The 19,993-nt window shown below is 71.1% G+C and carries 6 protein-coding genes; 3 read left to right on the top strand and 3 right to left on the bottom strand.

Translation table 11 applies throughout. The features are described from left to right. Positions 1 to 121 precede the first annotated feature (121 nt). Together RCR19_RS07295 and RCR19_RS07300 are read left to right on the top strand one after the other, a co-directional pair. Positions 122 to 844 carry an FAD binding domain-containing protein gene (locus RCR19_RS07295; protein WP_331264370.1) on the top strand — a complete coding sequence of 241 codons (723 nt, stop codon included), beginning with the start codon at positions 122 to 124 and terminating at the stop codon, positions 842 to 844. A gap of 379 nt (positions 845 to 1,223) precedes the next feature. Further along, on the top strand, positions 1,224 to 2,264 hold the full coding sequence (locus tag RCR19_RS07300) for a helix-turn-helix domain-containing protein (protein ID WP_331264371.1): 1,041 nt from the start codon (positions 1,224 to 1,226) through the stop codon (positions 2,262 to 2,264). Positions 2,265 to 2,367: 103 nt separating this feature from the next. Here the strand turns inward: RCR19_RS07300 and RCR19_RS07305 are convergent, their stop codons facing one another. Further along, positions 2,368 to 6,609: a carboxypeptidase regulatory-like domain-containing protein gene (locus RCR19_RS07305; RefSeq protein ID WP_331264372.1), complete on the bottom strand. Its 4,242-nt coding sequence runs from the start codon at positions 6,607 to 6,609 to the stop codon at positions 2,368 to 2,370. Positions 6,610 to 7,151: 542 nt separating this feature from the next. Here RCR19_RS07305 and RCR19_RS07310 point away from each other — a divergent pair. Next, complete coding sequence (locus RCR19_RS07310; RefSeq protein WP_331264373.1) at positions 7,152 to 11,222, top strand: carboxypeptidase regulatory-like domain-containing protein; 4,071 nt, start codon at positions 7,152 to 7,154, stop codon at positions 11,220 to 11,222. Between the two features lie 124 nt (positions 11,223 to 11,346). Here RCR19_RS07310 and RCR19_RS07315 read toward each other — a convergent pair whose 3' ends face one another. Then, complete coding sequence (locus RCR19_RS07315; protein ID WP_331264374.1) at positions 11,347 to 15,024, bottom strand: S8 family serine peptidase; 3,678 nt, start codon at positions 15,022 to 15,024, stop codon at positions 11,347 to 11,349. Positions 15,025 to 15,672: 648 nt separating this feature from the next. Continuing rightward, positions 15,673 to 19,515 (bottom strand): S8 family serine peptidase, encoded by a 3,843-nt coding sequence (locus tag RCR19_RS07320; protein WP_331264375.1) that lies wholly within the window; start codon positions 19,513 to 19,515, stop codon positions 15,673 to 15,675. Between the last annotated feature and the right edge of the window lie 478 nt (positions 19,516 to 19,993).

Consider the following 19,993-nt stretch of genomic DNA (forward strand, 5'->3'; position numbering starts at 1 on the left):
AGGGCGCGCGAAGTGCCTGATTGCCCCCTGTACATGCTCCCGCATCCGGCTGAAGAATGCCCACTGTCGGCGATCATGCGGTGGCCCCCGACCGGCCACCCTCCAGGAAAGGTCGACTGCCGTGCTGCTGCACCTGCCCACGTCCCTGCCCGAAGCGCAAGAGTGCATGGCCCAGGGAGCGGTGCCCGTCGGTGGGGCGACACTCGTGTGGGCCACCTGGCAGCGGGACGGCTTTCCCCAGCAGGCCATGTCCCTGCGCAATCTGCCGCAGGCCAATGCGATCGAAGCCACCGCGCTGGGTTCGGCCGTGGTACTGCATCAGATCGACGAGCGTGTGCCGGAGGCACTGCGGCAGGCGGCCGCCAGTGTCGGTACCGGAGCCGTGCGCCGCACGGCCACCGTCGGCGGCAACATCGTGGGCAGCACACTGCGCTGCCTTCTGCCCGCCGCGCTCGTCCTGGACGCCAGGGCCGTCACACTGGGGGCAGACGCTGTCCATGAGACGGACCTGGACGAGGTCGTGGCCAAGCGTCTGCTGCTCCTCGGTCTGAAGTGGCGTACACCGATCGCCAGTTCCTTCCACAAGCAGTCCGGTGAGGCGGGCGGGCCACCTCCCCTGGTCGTCGCGACCGCAGTGCACGCCGACAGCGAGAGCGGAAGGCTCCTCCGTGTCGCCGTCCGCGACGGCTACGAGGTGTTCAGCGGGAGCACCGCGCACACGGCCGACGCCGAACAGGCTCTGCACACTCTGGAGGGTGCGGACATGAGTGCGCTGCGCCCACCGGTCCGGGAGGCGGTCGGCCGACAGGTCACCGACTTCCTGGCGCGCACCGACGACCACTGAGACCGCCGGCAAGGGCGGGAGGACTCCCGCCCGCGTCTCAAGGCGGGAACAACAACGCCCTTGTCCACTGGCTCAGTTCACCCACCCCAGCCACCGAAGGGCCCGGCACTCACTCGCGAGCCCGAGGGGCCGCCGGCACCGACACTTCCGCGTGCTCAACGCACAGGGCCGCCCGGCGTCCCTCGCTGCAATCCCACGGTGTCGTCGCCACTCGTCAGTGGTCGGAGGTGTTTCGGTCGCGTCCGCCCCTTATCCGCCAACTTCACCCCGACAGATGAGGCGCGCCACCGGAACATCGGATGTTCCAACAATGTGACCAATGATCGTCAGTGGTTCAATCACCCAGGTGCCGCGGGCTACTTTGTGGTCGGAGGTGACCATGCTGGAAGTTCTCGGGCTGGACCAGCCTGCCGAGGCACTGTATTTCATCCTGGTCGACAACCCGCCGCTGTCCGTCGAGGAGTTGTGCCGCCGAACCGGAATCGAGCTCGACGTGGCCGACGCCGCCCTGGTGCGACTGGAGGACGGCGGCCTGATATCCCGGCTGCCGGGCAACCCGCCCTCATACACGGCGCTACCGCCCGAACACGCCCTGGAAGTCCTCCTGCTGGCTCGTGAGCGGGACATCCACCGGGTACGCGCGCTGAGCGAGCAACTCACCGAGCGGCACCACGAGGCCCGCCGCAGCCGCGACTCGACCGCACTGATCGAGGTCGTCACCGGCCGCGACGGTGTCGCCCGCTGCGGACAGCAGTTGTTCAACCGTGCCGAGCGGGAGATCCGCGGCATCGACGCCCCTCCCTACGCTCAGGCGAGCGACGGCGAACGCGTCAACTCCGCCACCGCCATCGCGGGACGCAATGTGCGCAGCCGCTTCATCCATGCCCGTGACACCCTCAGCATGCCCGGTTCCGTGGCACGGGTGGAGGTCGACATCGCGGCCGGCGAGGAGGTGCGGTTCCTGCCCGAGGCCCCGATGAAGCTGATCATCGCCGACGACCAGGCGGCCCTGATCCCGCTGCTGGCCACCCCGCAGATCCTGGACGCGTGCATTCTGGTCCATCCCTCGGCCCTGCTGGACGCGCTGTCCACCCTCTTCGAGTCGTTGTGGGAGCAGGCCCAGCCCTACATGCCCGGAGAGACCGCGTCCATCGGCCCGGACGAGTTCATCAACGACGAGGAGCGGCGGATCATCTCGCTGCTGGCCATGGGAATGTCGGACGAGGCTATCGCCCGCCAGCTGGGGATCGGCTACCGCACGGTGCAGCGCCGCGTGCAGGCGCTGCTCGGCCGGCTCGGGGCGGCGAGCAGGTTCCAGGCGGGTGTGCTCGCCGCCAGCCGCGGCTGGTGGCGGCCTGAACCCGAAGGGCGGTCCGCCGGCCTGGCGGTGAGCGGCGAACCCGGGCTCGCCGGCACGTGAACCCCGGTGCGCGGGACGGCCACGGCCCGGTGGTGCGGAACGCGCACCCCGGGCCGTGGGCCGATCGGGCCGGCCGGCCGGGTACACCCCGGCCGGCCCCGTCTCACCTCTCCTGCAGCCGGAAGTCCGCCGTGACCGCACCCTCCTTCACCAGCCGGACCGATCGGGTCGCGGGCCGGTAGCCGTCGGCCGACACGATCACACCCACCGGGCCGCCCTTGGCCGGCAGCCACACGGAGTACGTGCCGTCCAGGCCCGTGGCCACGGTCAGACCGCCGTTCGGGGCGTCGATGTCGACCGTGGCCCCGGCCAGCGGCGCCGAGGAGCCGTCGGCCTTCGTACCCGTCACGGTCCCGGTCAGCCGGCCCCAGCCCGCGGGCGGCACCACCGTCATGGTGACCGGCAGCGACACCGCGCCGTACGGGGTGTCGCTGTCGACGACGAGCGCGGCCCGATGACCGCCGTCGTCAGCGGCGGTCATCGCCCCCGCGTCCAGGGTCAGCCGCACCTTCGCCGACCCGTGCGCCTTGACCGTCAGCTTCCCCGCGGACTCCGCGAGCCACGGCACATCGCCGTGCGCCCGGTTCCAGCCCGGCAGTTCGTGCACGGCCGACTGCGGCACGCTGTAGGCGTTCATGCCGCCGACCGCGAACCAGCCGGGTGCCGACTGTGCGCCCAGCACCGGCTCGGCCAGATTGGGCAGCGCCGACCATGTGTCCGTGGCCGGGTCGTAGGCGTGCGCCTCGTTGGTCAGCGCGCCTGCGCTCACCTGGAAGCCCCCGGCGACCAGCAGTTCGCCGTCGGCCGCCGTCCCGGTGGCCCCCCAGACGTCGGCCGGAGCGTCGGCCACTCGGTGCCAGGCTCCGGTCGCCGGATCCAGGGCATACGTGTGGTCGGTGTCCTGCGGGGCGCGGCCGTCGGGCTCATAGGCGCCACCCGCGCAGTAGGCCACGCCGTCCGCGGCGCCGCACACGGGATACGAGATCGGCTCCGGATAGGGCGCACCGGCCGACCAGGTGTCGGTCGCCGGGTCGTAGACCTGGACGTCGTTGACGCCGCAGTTGATCCGGTCGCAGCCGCCGATCACATACAGCCGGTCGCCGAGCACCACCGAACCGGCGGCGCCGTACGCCTTGGGCGCGTCGGCGATCTGCGACCACGAGTCGGTGGCCGGATCGTAGACCTCGCCGCCCGCGATGGGCGCGCCCGAGGCGTCGCGGCCGCCGGTGACGTACAGCTTGCCGCGGATGAAGCCGTACGCCGCTCCGAGCCGCTTGGTGGCCGGGGCGGTGAGCGTGCGCCAGCTCGCGGTGCCCGGATCGTAGGCGTGGAAGTCACCGCTCCACTGGCCGCCCGGTGCCTCCCCGAGGCCGGCGTACAAGGTGCCGCCGTCGACCGCGGCTATTCCTCCGAAGGCACCGGTCGGCAGATCGGTCAGCGCGGACCATGCCTGACCGGCCGGGGAGCCGGGGTCGGAGGCCGTCGCGGCCGCGGTGCGCAGCACGGAGTTCGGGGTGAGTGCGGCCTTGGCGTGCCGGGCCGGGGTGCCGGCCGATGTCACCGGGGTCCCGCCGAGACGCTGCTCGCCGAGCGAGACGGTGGCGGCAGAACCGCCGGTGTTGCGGACCGTCACGTTGACGGTCCTGCTGTCGCCCCACGGCACCTCGGCCGCCACCGCCGAGACGTCGTAGCGCAGTTGGGCCGGGTGCAGTGCGAAGTCCGCCGCGGTGACGGAGTCCGGCCGCACCCTGACCGTGTCGGTCACCGGCGGGTAGCCGAAGCCGGGCAGGCCCGCGGTGAATTTCTGGCTGCCCGTGCGCGAGGAGAACAGCCAGTACAGGCCCTCGCTCTGCGCCGGATCGCCGGGCGAGGCCACCATGCGGCCGCTGTCGGCGGGCACCGCCGCGCCGGCGACGGTCGCGCCGAGCACGCCGTGGCCGGTGTTGGCGTCGCCGATCCGTCCGACCAGCAGACCGCCGGACCGGGTGACCAGGGTCGGGGTGCCCACGGTCACGTCGTCGATCTGCCAGATGCCGGTGAGGGATCCCGTGAAATGGAACCTGATGCGCACGGACTTCTTGCCCGCGTACCCGGTCAGGGGCACCGTCTGGTGGGCGGGTCCGGGAACGATGTCGGTGTGGTGCCACAGCGTGGTCCAGGTCGCGCCGCCATCGGTGCTCGCGTCCACGTCGGCGGTCAGGTCGCCCAGTCGGTACAGCGAGGGCAACGCCGTGTCGAACTGCAGCTCGGGGGCCCGCTCGGCACTGAAGTCGTAGCTGGGGCTGAGGAGTTCGGTGTCGGCGGGGGCCCAGCCCAGGGCGAAGTCGTCCACCTCGGCGAACCGGCCGGTGCCGCCGGTCTGGTTCCCCCGGTTGAGCGGGTCGTCGAACTGCCAGCCGCCCGCCGCGGTGTTGTTGCGGACCGTCCATCCGTCGGGTGAGGACGTGGTCGGGAAGGACTGCGCCTCACCACCGTGATAGGTCATCGCGTAGCCCGGCGGCAGGGCTCCCGTGGTGTTCAGCGGCAGCGTGAGATCGGCGGTCCGCGCGGCGGAGCCCACCGTGACGGTGGTGTCGGCCGGCCGGTAGCCGGGATAGAGCGCCGTGGCGTGCAGCGTGTAGGTCCGGTTGTCGGGCACCCGCACCGAGTACCGGCCGCTGGCCGGGTCGGTGAAGAACGCGCCGGGCACACCGTCGATCGTGAGGCGGGCGTAGACGCCCCAGCCGTGCTGCCCGCCGTCCCGGACGGTTCCGGACAGGGTCTGCGAGGGCACCGCGGTCAGCGCCGCGCTCTCGGTCAGCGTGGCGCCGTCGTCCACGTGCACCGTGCCGAGGTCGGCGTCCTTGTAGCCGAACGCGCTGACCGTCAGCGGATACGAACCGGCGGGCACGTCCAGCCGGTACCCGCCCTGGTCGTCGGTGGTCGCCCGGTGGTCGCCGAGTGCGACCGTGGCGCCGGTGACCGGTCGGCCGGTGCTCGCGTCGGTGACCGAGCCGGAGACGGTGCCGTGCGGACCCGGCCGGAAGGCGGTGGTGCCGTCCGGTGTGCCCAGCCCGCTCGGTCCGTCGTACCCGGGCTGCGCGGCGCAGGTGAAGGCGGGGGTGCAGTCGGGTGTCGTACCGTGACCGCACACCGAGCTGTCCGCGCAGCTGGCGTCGTCGCCCCGGGTCACGTCGTGGAGAGCGCCGGGCGCCTGGTACGGGTAGGCGGCCGGGTAGGTGCCGGAGACGGGGGTGCCGGCCTGGGCGTACACGCCGGCGATGATCGGTGCGGAGGCGCTGGTGCCGCCGTAGACGTTCCAGCCGCCGTCGGAGAAGGAGTTGTAGACCGCCACACCGGTGGCCGGGTCCGCGACGGCGCTGACGTCCGCGACCGAGCGGCCCGCGCAGTCGACCGCCGACTGGAAGGCGGGCTTGGGCTCGACCTCCGAACAACCGGAGCCGGGCGCACCCCAGTGCTGCCCGCCGTCGCCGTCGACGGTGGTGGCGTTCCACACCGACTCGCCCCAGCCGCGCGCGCTGCCGTCGCGCACCAGCGAGGTGCCGCCCACCGCGGTCACGTACGGCGAGGAGGCCGGGTAGCTGACACCGTAGCCGTCGTCACCCGAGCTGAAGACGACGGCGACTCCCGGGTGGTTGAAGTACGCCTCGTCATAGGCGAGTTGGGCGCTGTCGTCGCTGTAGCCGCCCCAGGAGTTGGAGACGTAGCGCGCGCCCAGGGAGACCGCGGTGTTCTCGGCCGTGCCCAGGTCGTCGGAGGACGCGCTGTCCGCCTCGACGAGCAGGATGTGCGCCTGCGGGGCGATCGCGGAGACCATGTCGAGGTCGAGGGAGATCTCCCCGGCCCAGCCGTCGTCGGCGGCCGGGAACGCGGTGCCGCCGCGCTCGTCCACCTTGCGGAAGCAGCCGTTGTCGGAGGTGCAGGCGGGCAGCCCGTACTGCCGGCGGTAGACGGCGAGGTCGGTCTCGGCGTCCGGGTCGTCGTAGGCGTCGACGACGGCGATCGTCGCTCCGGCACCGCCATCGGCCGGCAGCCCGTAGGCCTCCCGCAGGTCGGCCGGGGAGTAGCCGTCGGGCGCCGCCTGGCCGGCCGTGTCGCGGCGCAGGCCGAGCGTGCCGCGGATGTCGGTGCGGCGCAGGGCGAAACACGTGAAGGAGCCGGGCTTTGGTGTGCCGCAGGCGGGCTCGGCGGAGACGGCGGTTGCCGCCGAGGAGGGCGCAGCGAGGGCCTGTTGGGGCAGCAGTGCCACCAGGACGGCGAGGACGGCGGCGGCCACCGCGGCCACGGCGGAGCCGCGGCGTTTCGGTCTGCGCCGACCTGGCCCGGCGAGCGATCTGTGCAGCAAGGAGAACTCCCAGAGGGTGATGGGGGCGGGCGGCCCGGCATCGTTCGGCACTCGGACGTCCGATGACGACCGCGCGGTCACCGGATGTGGAGAGGAGGTGTGTTGACCAGCACAAAAGTCCAACCGGGCCCCTCGGCCGGTCAATGCGGGAACTTGGCGGTTTGGCGCCGTGTCGTGTTCACGCCCTCGACACATATCGGTGAACGGGCGCCCGTTATGGCGGCCCTGCGTCCGCTCAGCGAACACCTGGAGTCATGCATTCCGGGTGAAACGCCTATGAATCACGCGTCGGAGGCGAAGGAACGGTGCCTCTGCACTGACGGTCAGTCACTCCGGTCACGGAGGGCTACTGATTGACACACGAAGTAGCGGTCTCGCTAATTGGCCCCCGGTGAATGCTCATTCACCGTCGCCCGAGAACTGTGTACGGGTCGACCCCAGCAAGCACGCATGGGAGTCACACGTTGCGCACATTACCGAGAGCCAGAACCCCGATCAGACGAACGATATCCACCGGCCTGGCCGTCCTGGGCGCCGCCGCCATGGCGGTACTCGGCCTGCAGGCACCGGCGTCGGCCGCCGGATCCGCGGCCGTCTCCGTCTCCAGCGCCTCGGCCAAGGACGCACACCCGCTCTTCGAGCCGGCCTGCGCCGTTCCGAAGCACGGCCACTTCTCCTGCTTCGCCCTGCGCCGCACCGACGTGAAGTCGGTCAAGGGCGTGGTGCGGGCCGACGACACCCCGAACGGGTACGGTGCCGCCGATCTGCAGAGCGCGTACAACCTGCCCACAGACGGTGGCGCCGGGCAGACCGTCGCCATCGTGGACGCCTTCGACGACCCCAACGCCGAGGCGGACCTGGCCGTCTACCGCGAGCAGTACGGGCTGCCGGCCTGCACCACGGCCAACGGCTGCTTCAGCAAGGTCGATCAGCGCGGCGGGTCCGACTACCCCACCCCCGATGCGGGCTGGGCAGGCGAGATCTCGCTCGACCTCGACATGGTCTCCGCGGTCGCGCCCAACGCGCACATCCTGCTGGTCGAGGCCGACGACAACAGCTTCGAGAACCTGTCCTCGGCCGTCGACGAGGCGGTCGCACTCGGTGCGAAGTTCGTCTCCAACTCGTACGGCTCCGACTATCGCGGCGGGGGCGGTGAGGACCCGTCCGAGACCACGACGCTGGACGCCCACTACAACCACCCGGGTGTCGCGATCACCGCGTCCACGGGCGACTACGGCTACGGCGTCGGCTACCCGGCGGCCTCGCAGTACGTGACCGCGGTCGGCGGCACCACGCTGACCCGTGCCCCGTCCACGTCGCGCGGCTGGTCCGAGTCCGCCTGGAACCTCGCCGGCTCCGGCTGCTCGCTGTACGAGCCCAAGCCCGCGTTCCAGCACGACACCGGCTGTGACAACCGTGCGCTCGCCGACGTCTCCGCGGTCGCCGAGGACGTGGCGGTCTACCAGACCTACGGCAACAGCGGCTGGGCGGTGTACGGCGGCACCAGCGTCTCCGCGCCCATCATCGCGTCGGTGTACGCCGACGCCGGCACACCGGTCGCCGGTACCTACCCGAACTCCTACCCCTATGCGACGGGTTCCGGGATCAACGACATCACCACCGGCAGCAACGGCAGTTGCTCCCCGTCGTACCTGTGCAACGGCACCGACGGCTACGATGGTCCGACCGGCCTCGGCACCCCCGCCGGTCTGTCCGCGTTCCGCAGCGGCCCGCACGGCGTGATCTCCGGCAGCGTGACCGACAGCGCCACCGGCAAGCCGGTCGGCGGAGCCACCGTCAGCGCGGGCACCAACGTCGCCCACACCGACGCCTCGGGCGCCTACTCCCTGACGGTGCCCACCGGCACCTACGACGTCACCGTCGAAGCGTTCGGCTACGCCAACGGTTCGGCCGACAAGGTCGTGGTCGACGACGGTGCCACATTGACCAAGAGCTTCTCCCTCACCCCCGTACCGAGTCACACCGTCGCCGGCAAGGTCGTCGACGGCTCCGGCCACGGCTGGCCGCTCTACGCCAAGATCACCGCGGACGGGGTCCCGGGATCGGTGTGGACCGACCCGGCCACCGGCGCCTACAGCCTCGACCTGCCCGAGGGGCACACGTACACCCTGCACGTCGCGACGAGCACCACCGGCTACCGGGCCGTCACCAAGAAGGTCGACGTCGGCGACTCCGACGAGACCGTGCAGTTCTCGGTCCCCGTCGACTCATGGGCGACCAGCACACCCGGGTACCAGGTCCACGAGACCGGCAGCACCGAGCCCTTCGACGCCACCGACGCGCCACCGGAAGGCTGGCACGTGGTCAACGCCGACGGAACGACCGGCGGCTGGGAGTTCGACGACCCCGGCAACCGGGGCAACGGCACCGGCGGTGAGGGGGCGTTCGCGGTCGTCGACAGCGACCACTTCGGCGGTGCGGCCACCCAGGACACCTCGCTGCTGACCCCGGTCTACGACTTCAGCGGCAAGGACAACCCGGAGCTGGCGTTCAACACCCAGTACCAGCAGTTCACCAACCAGACCGCGGAGGTCGACGCGACCGCCGACGGCGGCGCCACCTGGACCAAGGTCTGGTCCGCGGGAGCGTCCATCATGCCCGGCCAGCGGATCACCGTCCCCCTCGACGACTTCGCCGGCAAGTCCGAGGTTCAGTTGCGCTTCCACTTCACCTCGCACTTCGGCTGGTGGTGGTCCGTCGACGACGTCTTCGTCGGCGACCGCATGGTCACGCCCACCCCGGGCGCCCTGGTGGTCGGCAACGTGGCCGACGCCAACACCAATTCGGGCGTGGTCGGTGCCACGGTCACCAGTCAGGACAAGCCCGCCGAGCAGGCGAGCACCGTGGCCACCCCCGACGACCCGAACCTCGCCGACGGCTTCTACTCGCTGTTCTCCACCACCTTCGGCAGCCACGCCTTCACCGCCGCCAAGTCCAAGTACACCTCGCTGACCAAGACGGTGAAGGTCGGCGCCGACAGCACGGTCTCGGCCAACTACAAGCTCAAGGCCGGGAAGATCACCGTCACTCCCGGTTCCGTCGCCGCCACCGTCGCCTGGGGCGGGTCCAAGACGCAGAACCTGACCGTGAAGAACACCGGCGGGGCACCGGCCACGGTCAAGCTCGGCGAGCAGTCCGGCGGCTTCACCCAGCAGGGCAAGGGCGCCGCGCTGCAGACCGTCAAGGGCGACTACAACGCACTGTCCAGCAAGGCCCATGGCGGGGGCAGCACGGCCAAGCCGTCCGCCGCTCCGGCCGACGGCCCCTGGCAGGCGGCCCCGGACTTCCCGGGGGCCATCATGGACAACGCTGTCAGCACCCAGGACGGCAAGGTCTACTCGGCCTTCGGGTTCACCGGGTCGGCCGACAGCAAGGACATGTACGTCCTCGATCCGGTCGCCGGCAGCTGGACCAAGCTGGCGAGCGCGTCCGACACCCGCGAGGATCCCGCCCACGGCTTCATCGACGGCAAGTTCTACGCCGCCGGTGGCTGGGGCCCGTCCGGTGCACCGGACGCGAAGCTGGAGATCTACGACCCGAGTGCGGACAGCTGGACCACCGGCGCGTCCGCGCCCAAGCCGTACGCCGGCTCCGGCACCGCCGTCCTGGACGACAAGCTCTACATGATCGGCGGATGCGGCGCCACGACCTGTGGCACCACGGACGCCAGCGTCTACGACCCCGAGTCCGACAGCTGGTCCATGATCGCCGCCTATCCCGAGCCGATCTCGTGGGAGGCGTGCGGCGCCGTCGACGGCCTCCTGTACTGCGCGGGCGGCCTGGGGTCGAACAACAGCGACGTGGCCCACACCTACGTCTACGACCCGGGGGCGGACAGCTGGTCGCAGCTCGCGGACATGCCGGACACGCAGTGGGGTTCGGCCTACACCGCGGCCAACGGCCGACTGCTGCTGGCCGGGGGTGTCAGCAACAACGCGCTGACCAACCGCAGCCAGGCCTTCGACCCGCAGGCCGGCACCTGGAGCGCGCTTCCCAACCCCAACGTCGCCACCTACCGCGGCGGCGGCGCTCCCGGTTTCTACAAGGTCGGCGGCGGCAACGCGCCCAGCACCCCGACCGCAACGGTCGAGGTGCTGCCCGGCTACGACCAGACCGGGTCGGGCGATGTCACCTGGCTGAACGAGAACACGCAGCAGCTCACCCTGCAGCCCGGTGCGAGCACGACCGTCACCGTCTCCCTGGACGCCTCGGTTCCCGAGGTGACCCAGCCCGGTGACTACACCGCCGACCTGACCGTGGGCACCGACACGCCGTACTCGGTGCCGCGCGTCACAGTCGGTCTGCACGTCAACCCGCCCAAGACCTGGGGCAAGATCACCGGTACCGTCCTCGGGGCCACGGCCGCCGGCGGCACCGCGCCGCTGGCCGGGGCGACCGTGCAGATCGACAGCTGGGCCTCGACGTACACACTCACCACGGCGTCCGACGGCACGTACGCCCTGTGGCTCGACGTCCGCAACAACCCCCTCACCGTCATCGTCGCCAAGGACGGCTACCAGCCGACCGTGACGACGGTGAAGCTCACGAAGGGAGCGACGGTCACCAGCAACTTCACCCTGAAGCGCAAGTAGCGGGAAAAGCGCCGGGAGGACCCCGCCGACGGCACGCGGAGCAGTGCCGCCGGCGGGCACCCGGTGCGAACCGGGCACAAGGGATGGGCCGGTCCTCGTGGACCGGCCCATCCGCTTCACGGGGTCATTCGAGGCCGAAGGCCCGGGTGACGGTCTGTGTGACCCCACCTCCGTTGCGCTGCTCGGCGGTGACCCGGATGGACACGTAGTCGGCCCGGGAAGGTGCCTTCAGGAGCGCCTGCCAGGAGCCCTTCTTCTCCTTCAGGCCCTGCCGCCGCCAGGTCGCCCCGTCGTCGTAGGAGACCTCCAGCTCCAGCGAGGTGACCGCGTCCTGTGGGGCGCCACTGCCGACGACCACCGGTTCGACCGAGAAGGCCGAGGTGCGCTTCGCCCGGCCTGCGAGGTCCAGATCCGCCCCGTAGTCGAGTTGGACCAGCGGGATGGCCTGGTCGTCGGCGTTGCCGGAGGCGAAACTCCACTCCGTGTGCGTGGCGGTGGAGTAGGGGGTGAGGTCGGCGTTGCCCTTGGTGTCGGCGACGAGCCGGTACGTGAGTCGCTGCGGTGCCAGGCCGCCCACCCCGAAATCGGGCCGCGGCCCGTTCTGCATCAGCAGCCTGTCCCCCTGATACAGCGAGAAGCTCCGCGACATCAGGCCGGTGTCGCCGCTGTGGGCGGCGCCTCCGTCGCCGAATCCCGCGATCATTCCGCCCATGGCGTCGCCCACGCGGTGCGGGACCTCGAAGCTGACCATGCGCGGCCGTGTGATGGGGCCGAACCAGCGTTCGTTCTGCACGCTGCGCGGCCGGTAGCTCGCGATGTCGGTGAACGTCGACCAGCCGTCGATGCTCGCGTATTGCTGCCACTTGACGCCGTTGCCGGCGGAGACCCAGTCGGTACGGTGGCCCGGCGCGGCCGGCTCCCTCGGGAAGGGCGGGACGCGTGTCATCCCGAACCCGGCATAGGGGTAGGCGGCCGGCCAGTATTCGTACGACGGGCTGTCCTCCCGGCTTTCCATGACCTGTTTGCCGGCGGGCGGGGTGAAGTCGTTCTCGATGCGCGCGAGGCTGCCCGGGTCGGTTGCCGCGGAGGGGTCGTCCGGCACCCCTCCCTGGTGGTAGTCGGCCAGGTCGTACAGGTACTTCGGCGCGGGATGGGCTTCGACTGCCAGCCTTGTCCCGCTCCTGCCCGCGGCCTTGATCCTGGTGATCAGGTCTTCGCCGTCGTCCACGGTGAGCGAGGCGACCGGGATCCGCCCGGTCGTCCTGCCGTCCGGGTCGCCGTACCAGTCACTCTTGCGTCCGTCGCCGTCGTTGACCACCAGGAGCATCGCCGCCCCCGCGGTGCGCGCCGCGGCCGCCTGGTCCGTCGGGGCGACGGCGGCGCTGCTGCGGACGACCGCGGCCTTGCCGCGGGCGGACAGTCCTGCGTAGTCGGCGGGCGTGCCGCTTCCGGCGAAGACGGCGTCCACATGCCTGGTGCCGTTCCGGAACTGCGCGGACCCCGGCTGCACCAGGAGCGTGTCGTCGAGGCTGCGCCCACCGTAGGCGATCCTCAACGGAGTCTGCTCGGCCCGGATCCGGGTGGTGAAGACGAAGCTGCCCTTCCTCACCTTGTCCTTGGTCGGCAGTGCCCACAGGCTGTCGTAGGCGGCGGAGGGCATCAGGACCTCGTGCAGGGCCTGCCCGTCGCCGGGCGTCGGCTCGCTCGAGGTGAAGGAGCGGAACAAGTCGATCCTGCTGGTGGTGACGGACGTGGGCTCGGGGGTCTCCACCTTCACCTGGCGTATGCGCGACGCGTCGAGTTCCACGTCCCGATCGGACTTCAGGTCGAGTTCGGGCACGGTCAGTACCGCGTATCCGAGGGAGTGCGGGCCGTGGCGGCCTTCCACGTCCAGCGTGGAGACGATCGTGTAGGAGCCGGGAGCCCAGCGGCTGGTGAGCGTGCCGTCGGGGACCCACATGACGGTGGTCCTCCCGTCGGCACCGGTGATCTCGACCTCGCCGCTGACGGGCTTGCCGGCCCGGTCCTTCAGATGGACGGTCAGGGCGTGCTTCTCGGACTCGACGGAAAGCCCCACGGCCGTGTGCACGGCACCGGCCGGGAAACGCGCGGTGACCTGGGCGGCGTACTGCCCCGGCGCGAGCCCACTCGGGTCTGCCACGATGCCGACCGTCGACGTCCCGCGCGCGGGCACCGTGACGCGGTCGGCGGCCAGTGCGAACGCTCCCGCGGGCGAGTCACCGCGGTCCACCGCAAGCTGCACCGTGATGGGGCGGTCGGTGGTGTTGGTGTAGGTGATCCGCCGCTCGACCGGCTTCGGCTTCCGGTCGGGCGACCAGGGGACGAGTCCGGCATCCACCGATCCACTGGCGATGACCTCGTCCTGCCGGTACGCGGTGCCCACGTCCACCCGCCCGGTGCCCGCCTGATAGGGGCTGTAGGCGGGCGTCGGCGCACTGGTGCTCATCAGCGCGTCCTTGAGCTGTTGCCCGGTCCACTGCGGGTGCTTCTGGGCCAGCAGAGCGGCCGCCCCCGCGACATGAGGCGCCGCCATGGAAGTACCGCTGTCCGAGCGGTAGTAGCCTTCGCCGCCGTCGTTCATGTACTGGGAACGCGCCGCCGACACGTCCACGCCGGGTGCGGTCAGGTCCGGTTTGAGGGCGTCGTCGTTCATGCGCGGCCCGGCGCTGGAGAAGTCGGCGAGGTGGTCCGCCCCGTCCACCGCGCCGACGGTGAGGGCGGCGTCCGCGGTCCCCGGCGCGCTCACGTTGTACGGGCCGTTGCCGGCGTTGCCCGCGGCGATGACGAAGAGCGCACCCGTCTCGGCACTCAGCCGGTTGACCGCCTGGCTCAGCGGATCGTCCTGGGTGTGCCACGCCGGTGTGCCGAGGCTCATGTTGATCACCTTGGCGTGTTCGGTCCGCGCCGCCCACTCCATGCCCGCGATGATCCCCGATATCGGACCCGATCCGCTGTCGCCGAGGACCTTGCCCACCAGCAGCTCGGCGCCGGGGGCGACTCCCCGCTCCTTGCCGCCGGACGCGGCACCCGTCCCGGCGACGGTCGAAGCGGTGTGCGTTCCATGGCCGTTCCTGTCCACGACGTCCTCGCCCTGGACGAAACTCCGGGACGCCACGATGCGGCCGGCGAGGTCCGGATGGGTGGCGTCCACGCCGGAGTCGAGTACCGCGACCCGTACGCCCGTGCCCGTGCCCCCCGCTGACCAGGCCGAGGGAGCGCCGATCTGCGCCGTCGTGTCGGCCAAGGCCGCCTCGGCCTTGCCGTCGAGCCAGATCTTGTCGATACCGGCGGTGAAGGACGGCGCGTCCCCGTCGTCCGGGGCCGCACCGGCGCGTGCCGTCGACCGCTGGGAGTCCTGCCCTTGGGCGTCGGTGAGGGCCGACCAGAGGGCGGCGGCCTTCGACCTGCGGGCGCGAACGGCCTCCCCACGAACGGACGGAAGGGCCTGCGAGGTCTCCACCCCCGGCAGTGCGCTGTCGGACGGCGAGTCGGACGAGCCCTTCGAGAGGCCGGACTTGAGGGCAGAGGAGCCTTCGGATCGGGTGACGATCAAAGGGAGCGCACCGGCGTGCGCATCGTCGTATCCCTGGGCCACCAGCTGGGTGACGTTGAAGAGTTGCTTGTCGAGGCGCCCCGCGGCGAGGTACGCCATGGCCTCGTCGGGATACACAAAGGTGTCGCCGTCCTCGACAGCCACGCGCACCGAGCCCGTGGCTCCCGGAGGACGCTCGACGGCGTCCACCGAGAGGCCGACCCGGCCGGGCCCCTGAGTCGCCGTCACCTCGTCCCCGGTGATCAACGTGACCTTGACCGGTGCCGGCCGAGGCTCACTGTGTCCGGCCGAAGTGACGGCGGAATGCGGCGGGTCGACGGCCCCGTGGGCCGTCGCCGGAGTGATCAGTGCGGCGACAAGGGCCGCCGCAACCGACGCCGCGGATCTTCGTGCAAAAGGGAGTCCCACATTGCCTCCAGAGTCGACGATCGACCGAATCCGATCACCCGTGAAGGCCCGATGTAAAGTACTTGAATTCCCAACCGCCCGAGGGTAAGGCGTATCTTCGACCGGCCTTGAGCGGCAGACCGGCATTGCGACCTTCCGCGCCAACTGCCCCCATATGAGCGGTGGTTGCCTGGGCCCCGAGCAGGCCCGAAGTGTGCGCGTCTCCCCCATGTGCACACGTTGACAATCAGGCGAATCGCGAGGCTTTTACATGTGCGAAACGGCCGAGTGATTCCGACTCGGAATGTGCTGTCGGACATCGCGAAGTGATCTGGGAAATAGCACGTATTCCGGCACAACGGCGTCGGGGCGAAACACGGTTGCCTCCCCCGGGTGACACCGTACGCAGCGCGGCGGGTGCGGGGGCCGAGTGGCCCGGCACCCGCCGCGTTTCAGGCAGGGACGGTCGGTGTCACCGTCCCGGGCGGCTCAGGACGTGCCGCGCTGGAGGTACGCGCGCACCACGGTCTGCCGGACGCTGTTGCCGGCGGCGTCCGTCGCCGTGACCCGCAGCGTGACGTAGGCGTCGCCGTGCCGCAGCGACGGCCGCTCCACCGTGGCGGTGAACCGTCCGCCGCCCTTCCCGGTGGTGCGGGCGGTGGTCCAGTTGCTGCCGTCGTCGTAGGACGTCTCGACCTTCAGCTTCACACCGTGCGGTGCCGCCATGCCGTCCTGCGTACGGACGGTCAGGCCGACGGTGTGCTTGCGGCCGGGGCCGACGGCGTTCTGGGCGTCGACCGGTACGGCGTAGTCGACCTGGAGCAGCGGCAGCTTCTCCGGATCGGCCGTGGTGTCGGAGCGGAACGTCCACGAGGTGCTGGTCCCGGTGCCGAAACGCCAGTCGTCCGAGACACGGGCGGTGGTCAGGTCCAGGCGGTACTCGGCGTCGCCCGAGGGCACCTCGACATTGCCCCACGCACCGGCGTCGGAGGCCGTGATCTGCTTCCCGTCGCGGTACAGCACCGCCCGGGCGGTGTCGTCCTGGGCGACTTCCCTGACACCGGCACCTGCGCCGATGCCGCCGAAGCCACCGCTCTCCGCGAAGGCCCAGTGGCCGGCGCCGTCGGTGAACTCGGGGACGTACAGCGACAAGGTGTCGCCGTTGCGTACCGAGGCCCAGGGCGCGCCCCGGGGAATCGACGGGCGGACGGGCCCTCCGAACCACCGCTCGGTGGCCTGTTGGCCGGCCCGGTAGGTGTGGGGGGCGTCCCGCATGCCCGCCAGCAGCGGGAAGTCGGGGTTGTCGACCACGTTGTGGTGCACCGTCTGGTACCAGAGCGTGTCACCGCCGGTGACGTACTCGGTGCGTTCCTGCCCGGTGGGCACGTCACGGGTGTACTGGTTCCAGGCGGTGTCCTGGTAGGGCCGCCAGCCGAAGCGCTGCTCGCTGGCCCAGGAGCCGGCCCCGGTACGGGTGTAGGTGGCCCGGACGACGGCGCTCTCGCGCTCGGAGACCGTGTGGACCAGTTGCTGGGGGATGCGGCCCTTCGACACCTGCATGACGTCGTAGAGGTACGGGCTGTGGACCGTGCCGGAGAAGTTCACCGTGGTGGCGCGCTGCGCCGCACGCTTCAGCAGCGCCGAGCCCTCCACCGCTCCGGCGCGCATGGTGGGCACCGCCATGCGCTCACCGCTCGGGGACCAGCGTGTCCATGGGTAGAAGCCGTCTTCCATGACGAGCATCAGTGCCTTCGCCCCGGCGTCCCGGGCAGCCTGGGCAAGGGCCCGGTCGTCGGTGAAGTGCCAGCGGACGACGGCAAGTTTGCCGCGCACACCGGCCTTCTTCAGCTCGGCCGCGGTGCCGGTGCCGGCGTCGACGGCGGTCAGCTTCGCCCCCTTGTCGTCGAAAGCGGGGGACGCGGGCACGTAGTACGGGGTGAACGCAAGCGAAGTGCCGGGGACCTCGGCCCGCAGCTGGGGCGCGGTCATCTGCCAGCGGGAGGCGAACTCGAAGGTGCCGTCGGTGACGGGGGCCGTCGGGCTGACGTAGATCCGCTTGGCGACGTCGAAGAACATCACGCCCTGGGTCAGACCGTTGCCCTCGATGTTCCGGTACGTCTGGTAGCTGAGGATGCCGCGCTGCTCGGCGGGGCGGGGAGTACGGATCTGCACGGGGGTGGTGTCGGCCGCGTTCAGGGTCACCGTCGCGTCCTTGGTGATCTTGACCTCGGGGTTGACGACCTCGCGCAGTTCCTGGCCGTCGGCCGCGTTGTCCAGCGTGCCGAAGCTGACCTGGTACGTGCCCTCCTGGACCTCGGCGACCGCGGGCTCAAGGCTGGAGTACTCCACGAAACCGTCCTGGCCCCAGATCGTCGGGGCCGCGCCCTCGATGACCTTGCCGTCACGGTCGCGTGCCACCACGGTCAGCCGGTGCTTCGGGGCGTGGACGTTGAGACTGACGGTGGTGTGGGCGAGGACGGTGCCGTCGGCTGCGGTGGCGGTGACGTAGCCGTAGTAGTCGCCGCGGGTGGCGTGGGCGGGGTCGGTGTTCAGCGGGACGTCGACGTCGGCGCCCGGGGCGAGACTGACGGTCCCGGAGCCGAGGGTGACCACCCCGGCGGGCAGGGCGCGTCCTTCGCCGGTGGCCAGGCCGACCGCGAGTCTCAACTCGAGCGGCTTGTCACCGGTGTTGGCGTAGTGGACGGTGGCCGCCTGCTGCCGCCCGGTCGTCCCGGCGGTCTGGACCGCGGGGAGCGCCAGGGTGCCCGTCGCGGTGACCGGGCCGGTGGCCGTGGCCAGGTCGATACGGCCGCCGCCCTGGTCGGTCACCTTGGTGCCGGACACGGTGTGCGAGGTGCTGATCAGCGCGTCCTTGATCTGCTGGGCACCCCAGCCCGGATGCTCCTGCGCCAGCAGCGCGGCGGCGCCCGCGACGTGCGGTGTCGCCATGGACGTGCCGGAGGCGGAGGTGTAGTCGGCGTCGACCGGGTCGCCCATGGTCGTGCCCGCGGCGCGCGCGGCGACGATGCCCACACCCGGTGCGGTCACATCCGGCTTGACGGCCTTGTCGCCCTGGCGCGGGCCGCGACTGGAGAAGGGAGCGAGGGAGTCGTCCCGGTCGACGGCGCCGACGGTGAGTGCGGCGTCGGCGGCGCCGGGCGAGCCGATCGTGTACTGACCCTGCTCGCCCGCGTTGCCCGCCGCGATGACGAACAGTGTGTCGGTGGCGGCGGTCAAGGTGTTGACCGCCTGGCTCATGGGGTCGGTGCCGTCGGTCGGCGCGTCCGAGCCGAGGCTCATGTTGACGACCTTGACGTGCTGCCCTGCCGCCCACTCCATGCCGTCGATGACCTGGGACTCCGAGCCGTAGCCGTCGTCGCCCAGTACCTTGCCGACCAGCAGGTCCGCCTTGGGCGCGACCCCGCGGCGGGTACCCGAGGACGCGGCGCCGGTACCGCCCACGATGGAGGCGACATGCGTGCCGTGACCGAAGTGGTCCACCGTGTTGCCGCTGTCGGAGAAGTCCTTGGCCTCCGCGATCCGTCCGGACAGGTCGGGGTGGTTCGCGTCGACTCCGGTGTCCAGCACGGCCACCTTGACGCCCTGGCCCTCGTAACCCGCCTTCCACGCGACGGGCGCGTTGATCTGCGCGGTACTGCGGTCCAGCACCGCCCTGACCTTGCCGTCCAGCGCGATGCGCGGAGTCACCGCGGCGCGGGCAGCGGCCGAACCCGCCCCGGATCCGACCGTCTTCCAGAAGGTGCCGAGGTCGCCGTCGGAGACCCGCAGGGAGCGGGCGCCGATGCTGCTCAGGGTGCGGGCGGGAGCCGAGGACTCGTTGAGTGCCGCCAGACGGTCGGCCGTGGCCTCGGCCGTCCTCGCCGCCTGTGCGGTGACCCTGGCCCCGGCACGGGACGGACCGGAGAAGACGATCAGCGGCAACGCATCGCCGTGGGCCTCGTCGTAGCCCTGGGCGATCAGAGCCGTCACATCGAAGAGCCGGCGGTCCAACGTCCCGGCGGCAACAAGAGGTTCGGCGTCGGACGGCAGCACGGTCAGTGCCTTGTCGTCGCCCTCGAGCGTCCGGAAGACGATGCGTTCACGTCCCGGTCCGGGCTGGACCGACGCGGTGCGCCGCCCTCCCGGCAGCGTCGTCACGGTCACCCGGTCACCGGTGACCAGTTGCACGGTCGCGGACGCCGCTCCTCGCTCCGCAGTGGGACGTTCGGCATTTCCGAAGGTCGCCGTCCGGTTCACGGCGGCGGCCGGCACGACGCCGGCGGCCACCATCAATCCTGTTGATATCGCCGCCGTCAGGCGGGGCCAACGCATCACAAGTACACCCTTCGTACAGCCGGTGAGCACGCGCTGTACGAAAGGAATCAGTTGATGGACCGGAGTGTCATCGGCATCACGAGTCACATCGGCGACATGTCACAACGGCGACAGACTTCGTCGGCGCGTCGACGAGGCCTGGCGGCATCACGGTGCCAGGGACCTCACCCAGGGTGCCCGGACATCGCGACCTCCCTCCCCCTGAGTGCGACCTGACACGAGTCGCGGTCGCCGCCCCGGTGACCCCGCCCGGCCGCCCGCCCCGGCTTCACGCGTGACTGTCTTCGCATCCGGCACACCAGCCCCCACCAGGGCGGATGCGATCTTCGACAACGGCGGGACTGAACACGGGATTTCGGCACCCTTGACACCGCCCGAATACGGGGGGAGCATCCTCGCGTTCATTGACAACGTTGTCGGCAGCAGTTCGGAACGGAGAGTGGACGTGCGTGCTTGCGGTGCGTCCTGACCTTCC

The organism is Streptomyces sp. WAC07094, assembly GCF_036320405.1.
Taxonomy (GTDB): domain Bacteria; phylum Actinomycetota; class Actinomycetes; order Streptomycetales; family Streptomycetaceae; genus Streptomyces; species Streptomyces lannensis.

Coding starts and splice junctions, on each gene's coding strand:
- RCR19_RS07300 (WP_331264371.1), top strand. CDS start 1,224: ATGCTGGAAGTTCTCGGGCTGGACCAGCCTGCCGAGGCACTGTATTTC.
- RCR19_RS07310 (WP_331264373.1), top strand. CDS start 7,152: ATGGCGGTACTCGGCCTGCAGGCACCGGCGTCGGCCGCCGGATCCGCG.
- RCR19_RS07320 (WP_331264375.1), bottom strand. CDS start 19,515: ATGCGTTGGCCCCGCCTGACGGCGGCGATATCAACAGGATTGATGGTG.